This is a genomic window from Geminicoccaceae bacterium (assembly GCA_020638465.1).
In the GTDB taxonomy this organism is placed as follows: domain Bacteria; phylum Pseudomonadota; class Alphaproteobacteria; order Geminicoccales; family Geminicoccaceae; genus JAGREO01.
The window spans coordinates 147,294-161,227 of record JACKIM010000002.1 but is presented as its reverse complement, the minus strand read 5'-3'; the positions used below and the strand labels follow the sequence as shown (position 1 = coordinate 161,227).

Annotated in this window: 13 protein-coding genes; 9 read left to right on the top strand and 4 right to left on the bottom strand. The window is 65.0% G+C overall.

Annotation, left to right across the window (positions count from 1 at the left end; translation table 11 throughout):
- Positions 1–11 precede the first annotated feature (11 nt).
- From cobT to H6851_11170, 3 genes are read right to left on the bottom strand one after another with little or no spacing between them, the layout of a single operon-like run.
- The gene (cobT, locus tag H6851_11180) at positions 12–995 is read right to left on the bottom strand and encodes a nicotinate-nucleotide--dimethylbenzimidazole phosphoribosyltransferase (protein MCB9944165.1); all 984 of its coding nucleotides are present in this window, start codon (positions 993–995) and stop codon (positions 12–14) included.
- On the bottom strand, positions 995–1,531 hold the full coding sequence (cobU, locus tag H6851_11175; protein MCB9944164.1) for a bifunctional adenosylcobinamide kinase/adenosylcobinamide-phosphate guanylyltransferase: 537 nt from the start codon (positions 1,529–1,531) through the stop codon (positions 995–997). The genes cobT and cobU overlap by 1 nt, the downstream gene beginning before the upstream one ends.
- Positions 1,531–1,935, bottom strand: a complete 405-nt coding sequence (locus H6851_11170) for a DUF1636 domain-containing protein (GenBank protein MCB9944163.1) — start codon at positions 1,933–1,935, stop codon at positions 1,531–1,533. The genes cobU and H6851_11170 overlap by 1 nt, the downstream gene beginning before the upstream one ends.
- 285 nt (positions 1,936–2,220) lie before the next feature.
- Between H6851_11170 and H6851_11165 the strand changes: the two genes are divergently transcribed.
- From H6851_11165 to cobM, 6 genes are read left to right on the top strand one after another with little or no spacing between them, the layout of a single operon-like run.
- A complete protein-coding gene (locus tag H6851_11165) occupies positions 2,221–3,387 on the top strand; it encodes a sirohydrochlorin chelatase (GenBank protein ID MCB9944162.1) in 1,167 nt (388 codons plus the stop codon).
- Complete coding sequence (locus H6851_11160; GenBank protein ID MCB9944161.1) at positions 3,387–4,025, top strand: precorrin-8X methylmutase; 639 nt, start codon at positions 3,387–3,389, stop codon at positions 4,023–4,025. Before H6851_11165 ends, H6851_11160 begins: the two co-directional genes overlap by 1 nt.
- Positions 4,022–5,224 carry a precorrin-6y C5,15-methyltransferase (decarboxylating) subunit CbiE gene (cbiE, locus tag H6851_11155; GenBank protein MCB9944160.1) on the top strand — a complete coding sequence of 401 codons (1,203 nt, stop codon included), beginning with the start codon at positions 4,022–4,024 and terminating at the stop codon, positions 5,222–5,224. The genes H6851_11160 and cbiE overlap by 4 nt, the downstream gene beginning before the upstream one ends.
- The gene (cobI, locus tag H6851_11150) at positions 5,221–5,925 is read left to right on the top strand and encodes a precorrin-2 C(20)-methyltransferase (protein ID MCB9944159.1); all 705 of its coding nucleotides are present in this window, start codon (positions 5,221–5,223) and stop codon (positions 5,923–5,925) included. The genes cbiE and cobI overlap by 4 nt, the downstream gene beginning before the upstream one ends.
- Positions 5,913–7,715 (top strand): precorrin-3B C(17)-methyltransferase, encoded by a 1,803-nt coding sequence (cobJ, locus tag H6851_11145; protein MCB9944158.1) that lies wholly within the window; start codon positions 5,913–5,915, stop codon positions 7,713–7,715. Before cobI ends, cobJ begins: the two co-directional genes overlap by 13 nt.
- Positions 7,712–8,479 (top strand): precorrin-4 C(11)-methyltransferase, encoded by a 768-nt coding sequence (gene cobM, locus H6851_11140; GenBank protein ID MCB9944157.1) that lies wholly within the window; start codon positions 7,712–7,714, stop codon positions 8,477–8,479. Before cobJ ends, cobM begins: the two co-directional genes overlap by 4 nt.
- A gap of 52 nt (positions 8,480–8,531) precedes the next feature.
- Here cobM and H6851_11135 read toward each other — a convergent pair whose 3' ends face one another.
- Entirely contained in the window at positions 8,532–11,474 is a 2,943-nt protein-coding gene (locus H6851_11135; protein ID MCB9944156.1) for an autotransporter domain-containing protein, read from the bottom strand.
- A 505-nt stretch (positions 11,475–11,979) separates the two neighbouring features.
- Here H6851_11135 and H6851_11130 point away from each other — a divergent pair.
- From H6851_11130 to H6851_11120, 3 genes are read left to right on the top strand one after another with little or no spacing between them, the layout of a single operon-like run.
- Positions 11,980–13,095 (top strand): peptidase C1, encoded by a 1,116-nt coding sequence (locus H6851_11130; GenBank protein ID MCB9944155.1) that lies wholly within the window; start codon positions 11,980–11,982, stop codon positions 13,093–13,095.
- Between the two features lie 45 nt (positions 13,096–13,140).
- Positions 13,141–13,569: a hypothetical protein gene (locus tag H6851_11125; GenBank protein MCB9944154.1), complete on the top strand. Its 429-nt coding sequence runs from the start codon at positions 13,141–13,143 to the stop codon at positions 13,567–13,569.
- Positions 13,570–13,588: 19 nt separating this feature from the next.
- Positions 13,589–13,888, top strand: coding sequence for a protease inhibitor I42 family protein (locus tag H6851_11120; GenBank protein ID MCB9944153.1), 300 nt, complete (start codon positions 13,589–13,591; stop codon positions 13,886–13,888).
- Positions 13,889–13,934: the final 46 nt, after the last annotated feature.

The window sequence follows — 13,934 nt, the reverse complement described above, 5'->3', positions numbered from 1 at the left end:
GCCCACACCGGTCAGCCCTGCCCGGCCACGCCCGCATCGGCGAAGGTCGCCATGCCGTTGTGGCAGGCGACGGCTCCCCGGAGAACACCGAGCGCCATCGCAGCACCGCTGCCCTCGCCCAGCCTCATGCCCAGATCGAGGATCGGAGCGAACCCCATGGCCTCCACCATCCGCGCATGACCGGGCTCGCCCGAACGGTGCGCGACCTGGCAATGGTCGAGCCCGCGCTCGTCCATGCGCAGCGCGACAAGGGCCGAGGCACAGCAGATGAAACCGTCCAGCATCACCGGGATCGACCGCCGGCGGGCTTCGAGAATGGCCCCTGTCATCGCCGCCTGCTCGCGTCCGCCCAGCCGTCGCAGCACCTCCTGCGGATCGCCCAGGTGATCGCGGTGGAGCGCCAAAGCCTCGTCGACAACGGAAGCCTTCCGGCGGACCCCGGCGTCGTCGAGCCCCGTTCCGGGCCCGACCCAGTCCCTGCCGGCTCCGCCCAGCAGGGCCGCGGCCAGCGCCGCACCGATGGTGGTGTTGCCGATGCCCATCTCGCCCAGCAGCAGCAGGTCCGCACTGCCCGGCACCGCATCGGCACCGGCCTGCATGGCCCGGGCGCATTCGTCCGCCGTCATGGCGGGACCGCGCGAGATGTCGCCCGTGGGCCGGTCGAGTTCGAGCGGAATGACCTGCAGATCGGCGCCATAGGTCCTGCAGAGCTGGTTGATCGCCGCTCCACCCGCCTCGAAATTGGCGACCATCTGCGCCGTCACCGCTTGCGGGAAAGGCGCGACACCGCGCTCGCACACACCATGGTTGCCGGCGAAGACAAGGGCGACGATCCGGTCCAGGGAGGGCTTCTCCCGCCCCTGCCAGCCCGCCAGCCAGCAGGCAAGGTCCTCCAGCCGCCCGAGCGCCCCCGGCGGCTTCGTCAGTTGGTTCTGCCGAGCGCGGGCGGCAGCATAGGCGTCGGCATGAGCCGTGGCACGTACGGGCTGGGACATCAGTCATCATCTCTTGCGGGTTTCAGGCGCAACGGCAGGCCCGCCGTCACGAGGAAGACATCGTCGACAACGGCGGCAACGCTTTGGTGGAGGCGTCCCGCATCGTCGCGAAAACGCCTTGCCAGCGGATTGACCGGAACGATTCCCTGCCCGACCTCGTTGCTGACGAGAACGAGGGCTGCCCGGCTGCGGGCGATGGCATCGGCCAGGGCGCGCGTGGCATCCTCCACCGCACGGCCGCGCTCCATGAGGTTGGACAGCCACAGCGTCAGGCAATCCACCAGCACCACCTCGTCGCCGGCCGCCCGCAGCAGCGCGTCCGCCAAAGCAAGCGGCTCCTCGACGGTCCGCCAGCGCTCGCCCCGGCCGGCGCGATGCGCGGCAATACGGTCGAGCATCTCGCCGTCGTCACGCCGATCGGCCGTGGCCAGATAGACCCAGCGGCCGGGCCGCGCCTCCACCAGCTCCTGCGCGAAACGGCTCTTGCCGGACCGTGCGCCGCCGATGACGAACGCCGTTCGCCGGAAACGCAGCATCACCCGACGCCTCCGCCGCCGGTCGGGACGTCCTCGCCCGACAGGTCCGGCACCCGCGAGATGAAATGTCCCTTCACTCCCTGCGGCCATGTCCGGTAGGGCACCTGGCCAGACCCGCTCGCCGCATATTTGCGGGCAAAGTCCACGATCGCCTCCGCCGCTTCGGTATCCGGCCTGAAACCGCCCAGCACATAGGTGAATTTCCCCTTCTGGCTCAAGGCGACATTGCAGGCATGCTCGCAGCCCATCAGGCAGGAATGGCGGAAGACGGCGATACTGCCGCCGGAGCCTGCCAGAGCCTCGATATGCCCGGCGAGGATCCCGCCTCCGGTCAGACCGTCGGGGGACAGCTTCTCCTCCGCCGAATAGCGGCACGTGTCGCAAACGATCAACCTTGCCCTCATCACCCGCCTTCCGGCGTTCCCGCCGTCATCCCATGGCCGCCGCGTCGCGGTGCCGACAGAGTCTGCCGCGCACGGGTGGCACGGACGGACGGAAACGTCTAGTGTCGAGGCGATGACCGGATGGTGCCCGCTTGCCGGGCTGAACGGTTCCAGCCATGCCGTCGACCCATGCAGGGGACGCGGGCCGGAGCCATCCAGGTGCCCGCGGCGCTTTCCCGCATCATGTCGCACGACATTCGCCCCGTCGTCCCGCGACATCGTGTTTCCGGCGGAGGAGAGCGTCTCATGGGCAAGATCGGCGTCATGGTCTGCGGCCACGGCTCGCGTTCGAACGCGGCTGTCGAGGAATTCGCGCAAGTGGCGGCGGCCCTGCGCGGGCGCCTGCCCGACTGGCCGGTGGAACACGGCTATCTCGAATTTGCCAATCCCGTCATCCGCGACGGTCTCGACAGGTTGCGCGAGCAGGGTTGCGAGCGCATCCTGGCCATACCCGGCATGCTGTTCGCCGCCGGCCACGCCAAGAACGACATTCCATCGGTGCTCAACACCTATGCTGCCACCCACGGCCTGCGCATCGATTACGGCCGCGAGCTGGCCGTCGACCTGAAGATGCTGGAGGCCGCCGGCGCCAGGGTGCGAGAGGCGGTGGAACGCGGCAATGCCGAACATGGCGAGCTGCCGCTCTCCGAGACCTGCCTCGTCGTCATCGGCCGCGGCGCCTCGGACCCCGATGCCAATTCCAACGTCGCCAAGATGGCGCGCATGTTGTGGGAAGGCATGGGCTTCGGCTGGTGCGAAACGGGCTTTTCCGGCGTCACCTTCCCGCTGGTCGAACCCTGCCTGCAACGGGTGACCATGCTCGGCTACCGGCGGATCATCGTGTTTCCCTACTTTCTTTTCACCGGCGTGCTGATCGACCGCATCTACGGTTTCACCAGCATGGTCGCGGCCGACCATCCCGAACTGCAGTTCGTCAAGGCGGGCTATCTCAACGACCATCCGCTGGTGATCGACACCTTCGTCGAACGCGTGCACGAGATCCTCGATGGCAACAACGCCATGAACTGCGCGATGTGCAAGTACCGGACCCGGATGCTGGGCTTCGAAGCCGAGGTCGGCGCACCGCAGGAAAGCCACCACCATCATGTCGAGGGACAGGGTGCGGCCGCGCCCGGTTGCACGGTCGAGACCTGCGAGCTGTGCGACACGTTCTGCACCGGCGCCTGCCGCCTGACGGATCATCACCATGGCGGCGATCATCACCATCATGGGGACGGCGACCACGGGCATCACCACCACCATGGCGATCATCACCATCACGGGGACGGCGGCCACGGGCATCACCACCATGCGCATGACCACCATCACGCTCCCTACCCGCATGCCGATCATCCCCTCGGACCGAAGAGCGTCCTCGGCAGCAAGGGGAGAAAGTCGTTTGGAGCGGAATGATGCCGTTCGCCTATGAACGCGATCCGCGGAACATCTATCGCCAGTCCTTCGCGACGATCCGCGGCGAGGCCCGGCTCGACGGCCTGCCGTCCTCGCTGCAACCGGTGGCCATCCGCATGATGCACGCCTGCGGAATGACCGATCTCGTCGACGATCTCCGCTTTTCGGACGATCTCGTCGAGCGGGCATCGGTCGCCCTGACGGCGGGCGCGACGATCCTGTGCGATGCGCACATGGTGGAATATGGCATCATTCCGTCCCTGTTGCCGGCCGCCAGCCGGATCCATTGCGGCATTCGCGACCCTCTCCTCGAAGAGAAGGCCGAGCGGATCGGCAATACCCGTTCGGCAGCGGCCGTCGAGAGCTGGCATGACCACCTCGCGGGGGCTGTCGTCGTCATTGGGAATGCCCCGACGGCATTGTTCCATCTTCTGGAACTGATCGACGACGGCTGGCCTTCGCCGGAAGTCATCATCGGCCTTCCGGTGGGATTCGTCGGAGCGGCAGAGTCCAAGGCCGCTCTCGCGTGCAATTCCCGCGGATGCGCGTATCTCACGCTTCTCGGTCGCCGTGGTGGCTCCGCCATGGCCGCCGCCGCCATCAACGCGCTCGCCGCCAGCCTGAAGCAAGCCTCATGAACACGCCCTGGCTCGACATCATCGGCATCGGCGAGAGCGGCGTGGACAGCCTTTCGCCTGCCGCCCGCACCCTGCTGGAGAACGCCGAGGTCATCCTCGGCGGCGACCGCCATCACGACCTGTCGCCGGACATCCGCGCCGAACGCCTGAGCTGGCCCTCGCCCTTCGATGCGATGATCGAGACCATCCGCGGCTTTCGCGGCCGGCGCGCGGTCATCCTCGTCACCGGCGATCCCCTGTGGTTCTCGGTGGGCGCGCGCATCGTCCGCGCGCTCGGACCGGAGGCGATCACCTTCCATCCCCAGCTTTCCGCCTTCCAGTACGCCGCCTGCCGCATGGGCTGGTCGCTGGCTGACCTCGATACCCTGACCCTGCACGGCCGCCCTGTGGAGCACATCATTCCCTGCCTGCAACCCGGGGCCCGTATCATAGCGCTGACCCGCGACCACACGACGCCGGGACTGGTGGCGGGCCTGCTGACCGAGCGGGGTTTCGGCCGGAGCCGCATGACCGCGCTGGCCCATCTGGGCGGAAGCGACGAGCGGCGGTTCGACGGACCTGCCTGCGATTTCGCCCATGACGTGCCGGATTTCCATGTGCTGGCCATCGAATGCCGGCTGGACGAGGGACGACGCTGGTTTCCCCGCCATGGCGGCCTGCCGGACGAGGCATTCGCCCATGACGGCAGGATGACCAAGCGCGAGCTGCGCGCCATCGCCCTGGCCAAGCTGGCCCCGCGGCGGGGTGCCCTGCTCTGGGATATCGGCTGCGGCTGCGGTTCGGTGGCCATCGAATGGATGCGCGGCGCTCCCGATGCCCGGGCCATCGGTCTCGAACCGCGGGCCGACCGGCGCGCGCTCGCCGCACGCAATGCCCTGGCGCTGGGCACGCCCCGGCTCGACCTGCGTGATTCTCACGCGCCTGACGGGCTTGAAGACCTTCCCGCACCGGATTCCGTCTTCATTGGCGGAGGACTGGGTCCGGCCACCATCGACCACGCCCTTCGCGTCCTGAAGCCGCATGGACGCCTTGTCGCGCATGCCGTGACGCTGGAGAGCGAAGCCATCCTGCTTGATTTTCACAGTCGATCCGGCGGTGAACTGATGCGCCTGTCGGTGGCCCGCGCCGAACCGGTCGGCTCGATGCATGGCTGGCGCCCCCTGATGCCCGTCACCCAGTGGAGCCTTGAACGATCGTGAGTGGAACCCTTTACGGCGTCGGCGTCGGCCCCGGCGATCCCGAACTGGTGACCCGCAAGGCATGGCGGCTGATCGAACGGGCCCGCATCATCGCCTATCCGGCGCCCGATTCGGGACGCAGCTTCGCCCGTTCCATCGTGGCCGGGGCCATCGCCGCCGATGCGCGCGAGATCCCGATGATCGTGCCCATGCGCGCGGAGCGTTTCCCCGCGCAGGACGTCTACGCGGAGGCCGCGCACGAGATCGACCGGGTCCTCGACCATGGCGAGGATGTCGTCGTCCTGTGCGAGGGCGACCCGTTCTTCTACGGCTCGTTCATGTATCTCTTCAACAAGCTCTCGCCCCGTCACCGTTGTGAGATCGTGCCGGGCGTCTCCTCGGTCATGGCCGTCGCCGCCGCCCTCCAGCGCCCGATTTCCGGCCGCAATGACGTGCTGACGGTGATTCCCGCCACGCTCGACGAAGAGGAGCTCGAACGGCGCATCACCGATGCCCAGGCGGTGGCCATCATGAAGCTCGGGCGACACATGCCCAAGGTGAGGAAAATCCTCGAACGGCTCGGGCTGGCCGGGCGCACGGCCTATGCCGCCCATGCCTCGCTGCCCACGCAGGAGCTCGCCACCCTCGCCGACGCTCCCGACGATCCGCCCTATTTTTCCATGTTGCTGCTGTACAAGGGAAACGACCCATGGCTGAGCTAAGGCCCGCGGTCCTGGCACTCACCCGTGGCGGCGCGCAGACGGCCCGCATGCTCGGCCACGAGCTGCACGGCCTGGCTGGCCGGGTCGAGGCCGCCGACGTCACCTTCGACGACATGATGGCCCACTGTTCCGCACTGTTCGCCGCCGGACGGCCGATCGTCGGGCTCTGTGCCGCCGGCATCCTCATCCGCGCCGTCGCTCCGCTGCTTGCAAGCAAGCACGACGAGCCGCCGGTGATCGCCGTGAGCGAGGACGGGAGCCACGTCGTCCCGCTGCTGGGCGGTCATCGCGGTGCCAACCGCATGGCTCGCGACATCGCGCGGCAACTGGGCGGCACCGCCGCGGTCACCACCGCCGGCGATACCGTCTTCGGCATCGCGCTGGACGAGCCGCCCGAGGGGTGGGCCCTGGCCAATCCACAGGATGCGAAATCTGCCGCAGCATCCATGTTGCGTGATGGCGGGGCTGTTCTCAAGGGGGAACAACCTCCCTGGAGCGATATTCCACGTGCCGGGCATGTCACTCTCGAAGGAACGCTGGAACGCCGGGAAGGCGGTCCGATGCATCTTGTCTACCATCCGAAAAGGGTGGCCATCGGCGTCGGCTGCGCCCGTGACTGTCCACCCGACGAACTGTTCTCGCTTGTGGAACAGACCCTTACAGAAGCCAATCTTGCATCCGCATCCATCGCCGTCGTGGCGACAGTCGACCTCAAGGCCGACGAGCCGGCCGTCCTCGCCCTCGCCCGACGGCTCGGCCTGCCGCTCCGCCTTTTCACGGCAGAAGAACTGGAAACCTTCACTCCCCGCCTCGCCAACCCTTCCGGCGTCGTCTTTGCCGAGATCGGCTGTCATGGCGTCGCCGAGGCCGCCGCACTGGCCACTACCGGCCCGACGGCCCGCCTGAAGGTGGACAAGCGCAAGACCGCCCGCGCCACCTGCGCACTCGCCATCGGCGATGCCCCCATCCTGCACCCAGCCGGCCGCAAGCCGGGCTCCGTGCGCCTCGTCGGCATCGGCCCCGGACAGGCCGCATGGCGCACCCCCGAAGCCTCGCGGCTGGTGGCCGGCAGCGACGAACTCGTCGGCTACGGCCTCTATCTCGACCTGCTGGGACCGCTGGCGCGCGGCAAGCCGCAACACCGTTTCCCGCTGGGCGAGGAGACCGAACGCTGCCGCTTCGCCCTCGAACGCGCAGGCGAAGGCTTCGACGTCGCCCTCGTCTGCTCCGGCGATGCCGGCATCTACGCCATGGGCGCCCTCGTCCACGAACTGCTCGACCGCGCCCCATCCTCGCTGAGCGACGCCGCGCGGCGCGTGGAGGTCATCTCCGCCCCCGGCATCTCCGCCCTGCAGGGAGCCGCAGCCCGTGCCGGCGCACCGCTCGGCCACGATTTCTGCGCCATCTCGCTCTCCGACCTGATGACCCCGTGGCCCACCATCGAGCACCGCATCGAGGCCGCCGCAACCGGCGATTTCGTCATCGCCTTCTATAACCCCGTCTCCATGCGCCGCCGCACCCAGCTCGCCCGCGCCCGCGACATCCTCCTCCAGCACCGTCCCGCCGACACGCCCGTCATGCTCGCCAGCCACATCGGACGGACGGACGAGACCATCCGCTACCGCCGTCTCCACCAACTTCAGGTGGATGAAATCGACATGCTCACGACCGTGCTCGTCGGCTCCTCGCAAAGCCGCCTCTACCGACGCGGCACCGGCCCTGTCTTCTACACCCCGCGCGGCTACGGCGACCGCCGTCCCGGCACGCCTCCCACAGGATCCCCCACATGACCGTCCATTTCATCGGCGCCGGCCCCGGCGATCCCGACCTCATCACCGTCAGGGGTCAGCGCCTCATCCGCGAATGTCCCGTCTGCCTCTATGCCGGCTCGCTCGTGCCCGATGCCATTGTCGCCCTCGCCCCGGCGGGCGCCCGCATCATCGACACCGCCCCGCTCACGCTGGATGCCATCATCGAGGAGATCCGCGGCGCCCATGCCCAGGGCGAGGATATCGCCCGCGTCCATTCCGGTGACCCCTCGCTCTACGGCGCCATCGCCGAGCAGATCCGCCGCCTGCGCGAACTGGACATCCCGTTCGACATCACCCCCGGCGTCACCGCCTTTTCCGCCGCCGCCGCCGTGCTGGGCCTCGAACTCACCATCCCCGAAGTCGCCCAGACCGTCATCCTCACCCGCACCGCCATGAAGGCCTCAGCCATGCCGCCCGGCGAGGACCTCGACACCCTCGCCCGTTCCGGCGCCACCCTCGTCATCCACCTCTCCATCCGCAACCTGCGCGAGATCGAACGAAAGCTCGCACCGCATTACGGCCCCGACTGCCCCGTCATCGTCGCCTGCCGCGTCGGCTGGCCCGACCAGGTTTTCATCCACGGTACCCTGTCCACCATCCGGGAAAGGGTCCGGGAGGCGAAGATCACCCGTACCGCCCTGATCCTCGCCGGTCCCGCGCTGACCAGCGAAACCTTCCGCGACAGCGCCCTCTATCACGCCGCCCACGCCCACATCCTCCGCCCGCACGGGAACGGGGCCTGAGCCTCCCCTCGCGGCTCAGGCGGAGTCCTCGCCCTGTCCATCGTCGTTCGGCTCAGAACCGGTGGCGCAACTTGAGGGCGAGCTGGTGGTTGGTGAGGTCCTTGCGCAGGGCGAGGTCATAGCCGGCGATGGCCTGCATGTTCTCGCTGATGTCGAATGCGACGCCGAGGCCGGCAAGAGCCGTGAACTTCTCGGGATCGACGCCCCTGGTGGTGAAGGTGGAGCCGCCGGCGATGAAGCGGCTGGTGACGTCATTGTCGTCGGCGAGAACGTCATAGGTGAAACCGAAGTCACCGCTGAGGCTGACACCGTTGCCCGGATCGTAGATCAGGGAGGTGGAGAGGCCGAGATCGAGGCTGTCGGCGTCGATGCCCTCGACATCGAGTCCAGCGCCGCCGATACCCTTCTCCCTGTACCCGTCGACATCGGAATAGATGTATTCGGCATGCGCGCGCGGGATGACGGTCAGGCCGGGGGAGAGATCGACGCGATGGCCGACTTCGAGCATCGCGGTGACGTTCCAGCCGTCGTAATCGGCCCTGGCCTTGTCATCGACGGGCCCGACCGTGACGTCGCGGCTGGCGGAATTGTCGCTGGTACCGCCGCCGATCATGCCGCTGACATAGGTGGCCTCGCCGAGATCGTAGAGGCCGTACACCGACCCCTGAAAGGAATCGATGTCGACATCGCTGTGGCTGCCGTTTCGGCCGTCGACATCGCTGTTGGAATAGGCGAGCGAGACACCCAGCGTGGAACGGTCGTCCAGCTCGTAGTCGACGCCGATGGCGAAGCCGCCGGTTTTCGCATCGAAGCCCGCGGCTCCGTCCTTCGATTCCTGCAGGGTGCGCGCACCGAAGAGCTTGACCCAGGCGTTGTTGCCGATGACCTGCCCCTCGATGTCTCCGGCAGCGGCAAGGGGAATGAATTCATCGAAGACCGCGCCATCACCCTCGAACGCGGCAAGGGCTGAAAGGCCGGCGAGCTTCTCGCCACGATCGCCGCCGGCAAGGCTGGCGAAACCGGCACGCGCCGTACCGCCGCTGCGGCCGGAGAGGTGCGAGAGCCGGTCAGCGATCACCTGATTGACGCCGGCGTGCACGTTCATGACCTGAAACCGGGCGGCGCTGGCGCCAAGCGACGGGTCGAGCTGGCCCATGGCCCGGTTGATGTCGTCGGCGGTACCGAGGCTCATGAGCGCGCCGAAGATGTCGCTCGATCCCGACAGGGTTGAATTGCCGAGAATGGTGTCGAGCGAGGAGGCGATCGCGGGATCGACGCCCGGCGCCGTGCTGGTGCCGGCAAGCACCGTGTCGAGGGAATTGACCTGCGCGGTGAGATCGACGGTGGCACCGTCGACGATACCGGTGAAGTCGAGGATCGCACTGTTGTCGCTGACGCTGATGGCCGTCCCGTTGATCGAGCCGGCAGTGATGACGTCGGCGATGGTTGCGCCGTTGGCGAGGTTCGTGGCACCGGAGACATCGAGGGCGATCGCACCGGATGCGACGATGTCGGCGACGCCGCTCACCGCGAGCGTGCCGTAGCTTGTGGCCGACGCGACATCGAGTGCAAGACTGCCGCCGGCAGCCTGGGTGTAGTCGCCGGTGATGCTGACAGTTCCGCCGGCAATGTCGACCGTGCCGGCATTGGTCACACCGGATGTGGCCGTCACGTCATGGCCGAGCGTGAGCCTGCCGCCCGTCGATACGCCGAGCGTGTCGATGTTGAAAGCGCCTTCGCTTTCGAACGTGCCCTGGACATCCACCACCGACCCCACATCGCCGATCACATCGCCGATCACACGCGAGGAACTGCCGGTCAGGTTGAGCGTACTGTCGGCAAGCTGAACATCACCGTCGAGCGTGCCGGCATTGTCGATGGTGAGGGCTACCGCCGGATTCACCGCCGAGATGGCGTAATCGATACCGGCGATCACGCCCGTGATCTGATTTTCGATTCGCGCCAGCGTGCCGTTATCGATGCCGATACCGGTGGTTCCGCGAATTGTACCGCTGTTGACGACATCTCCGAGAATTTGCCCGGTACCGCCGACAAATATGCCGCGGTTGGTCATTCCGTCGATCGTTCCGGAATTGACCAGACCGTTCGTGATCTGACCATTGGAATGCAATGTGATAGCGCCGTTTGACGGGGTGGTCGAGGTCAGACGCATCGTGCCTCGATTGTCGATGAAATCGATCCGGCTGCCGGAGTTGACAATATGCAGGATGTCCTCACCCTGGCTTTCCATCAGAGCGCCTGCCTCATTGATCAATCCACCGTCCATCTTGCCGCCGCCGCCCATTCTGACAACACTTCCAACGGGGCTTGTCAGGATGCCGCGATTGATGACGGGTCCGGTTATCGTATTTCCGGCGAGATGCAGGGTATTGGTTGAACGGATCTCACCTTCGTTGACGATGGATCCGTTGATGGTGGCATTGCTCTGCCAGATTCGGATGCCGGCCGATTCAGCGTTGATCGTGCCGGTATTGGTGATGGTTCCGCTCTGCGCGCCGTTCTCCAGAACCACGCCGACCGACGCATCTATCGTGCCGTCGTTGCGGATCTGGTTCGCAACGACGGCACCGTTGATCGATATTCCCCTGTCCGTGGCATCGGAACCGCTCGTGATCGTGCCGCTGTTGGCGATCGAGTCGAGAGATGTTCCCGTGGTGAGGGATATACCGTGATCGGTGGCAGTGACGCTGCCGGCATTGGCGATCGTGCCGGCGGCACCGGTCACGCGGATCGCCGAGGTGGCGGGCGTGTCGTCGTTCAGGCTGCCGGCACTGTCGATGACCACGCTCTCGCCGGCGCCGAGATCGCAGAAATCGCCGGTACCGCCGGCCGACGAGAGGGTCGTGGAGCCCGTCATGCAGAGATCGGCGGACGTCGCTGTCTTGCAGGAGGCCGAAACCGCCAGGGCCAGGGCCATGGCTGCGCTTGCAAGGAGACGGTCGCGACAGGACGGACAGGGCCGGAAGCTGGACATCGGTACGATAACCCTTCGGAAGGCACACAGGATAACTTACAGGTAGACTATCACTGCATTATTCTCAATCATAGATAAAATAATCGAATAATATCTCTGAGTTTCGGCTGTATATTTCAATATCCATCAACAATGATGTGATAATGATTGACCAAATTTGACATGGATAATCCAGAAATACTTTATTTCGATTCATACATTGATATATTTATTAAAATTTCAGGCCATGATGTTTCCAAAACATGCATTCATCGACCTCGCCGCGCCTGGATACATGCCACATGTGGCGATCCATTCTTCGACATCAGGCAGGAACGATATCGATCACTTCATTCAAAGAATGAATTCATCACGATAATAATATTCACGATATTTTTACACTGGAATAACGCCTTTTTAACGTTGCAAACCAGTCAATCCATGAAATAAACATGTTCAATGATTTTTCCATACGGGAAATATCATTATATATCGATGTTTATTATACACGGATAAGGTATTGGAAATGGCTGATAAGCTGGATATCAAGCAAATTGCATCCGATCTCAAGGATGCCGGGTCGCCCTGGGAAATGGATGAGGGTACGTCTCTCGCCCAGATGACCGAAGACCAGCGCCGCCGGCGTCTGGGTTTCACTCCCCCTCCGGGCGAAGTGGCCCTGGAAGACGCCGTCAGGCTCGACCTGGCGGCAGCGAAGGTCACCGCCGATATCATCGCCTCGGAGAGAACGGCCGGCATTCCGGCAGCCTTCGACCATCGCGACGTTGGCGGAAAGAACTTCACGACCCCGGTGAAGAACCAGGGTGGATGCGGCTCCTGCGTCGCCCATGGTGCCTGTGCCGTCATGGAGACGACCTATCGACGGCAATCCGGCAACGCCGATGCCGATCTGGACCTCTCCGAAGCGCACCTCTTCTACTGCCACGGCGGCGAGGAGGGACGCACCTGCGCGAATGGCTGGTTCCCCGACCAGGCGTTCGACAAGGCCAGGGAAAAGGGCGTAACGCTGGAATCCGTATATCCCTACACCGGATCGCAACAGGCCTGCGCCGTGCCGGACGGCTGGCAGAACAATTCCGCCAAGGTTTCGGACAAGAGCAAGTTGACGGGTCGTGCCGCAATCAAGGAATGGATTGCCACCAAGGGGTCGGTCACCGGTTGCTTCATCGTGTATGATGATTTCTTCAGCTACCGCTCAGGTGTCTATCGTCACGTTTCCGGTGGCAGTGCCGGTGGGCATTGCGTCGAGATCTGCGGCTACGATGATGCCAGGGGTTGCTGGATCTGCAAGAACAGCTGGGGAACGAACTGGGGCGAAGGTGGATTTTTCCGTATCGCCTATGGCGAGTGCCAGATCGACAGCTGGGCGGGACCCTACGGCGTCAACTCCGTTTCATTGACCGCCTGGCGGAACGACGTCAGGATAAACGGCCTGTGGTCGAATTCCTCTTCCCGGAACGCGTGGGCCCATTTCAGCGGTATCGGCTGGCACAAGCTTCCGACGACGAGCGATGCCGTCCAGCATGCCTTTTTGGCCGAACTCGTCGTGGCCAAATCCGCCCAGCGCAAGGTCAATGCGCTGGTCGAAGGCAACAAGATCAAGGAAATTTACGTGATCTGAGATTGCAGTCTCATTCACCCGACAATTCATCGAAAGGATATTCCAATGGCCAAGCAATCCATGAATGCCCCCGCCACGACGGCACCGGTCGCGACTGCCGGAGCCGGCTCCTCGTTTTCCGGCGATGCGGGTCCGGGTGCACCGGTCTTCGATGCCAATGCGGGCACGTCGGAAACCCTGCTGGAAAGAGAGGCTCACCCGATGATGGTGCCGCCTACAGAAACCGTCGCCATGAAGAGCGAAGGTATCGCCGCCTGGCATAACGGCAAGAAGGTCACGGCACTTTGGGCCAATTCCTCGCCGAGGAATGCCTTCGCCTCGATAGCCGGCATGGGCTGGACGAAGCTCTCCAATGCGAACGACAGTGCGTTTCTCGCATTGACCATGCTGGCCAGCCATGCGGAACAGACCGATTCGGCATGCAACATCCGTGTCGAAAACGACAAGATGATTCACGAGATTTATGTCTGGTGACACCTTGGAAACCATCGCTTTGACGTTCTCGGACAGTGGCCGCAAGGTCACTGTCCACGTCGGTGACAGGATCACCCTGGATTTGCCCGAAAACCCGACCACGGGCTTTCGCTGGAGCGTGCCCGACCTGCCCGGGCTGGATATCGTCGAGAACATGCATGTCGCCGGTGGCAACGGGATCGGCGGGAGCGGTACGCGCCATATCTCCATGCGGGCCGTCGGTACGGGTCTGCTGGTCCTGCATCTGGAAAGGCGCCAGGCGTGGGAGCCCGACACTCCACCGGAATCCACATTTCTGCTCGAACTGGAAATTCACTGAAACAGAAAGACCGGGTTTCTCGGCAGCGTGCTTGCAGATCAGTATA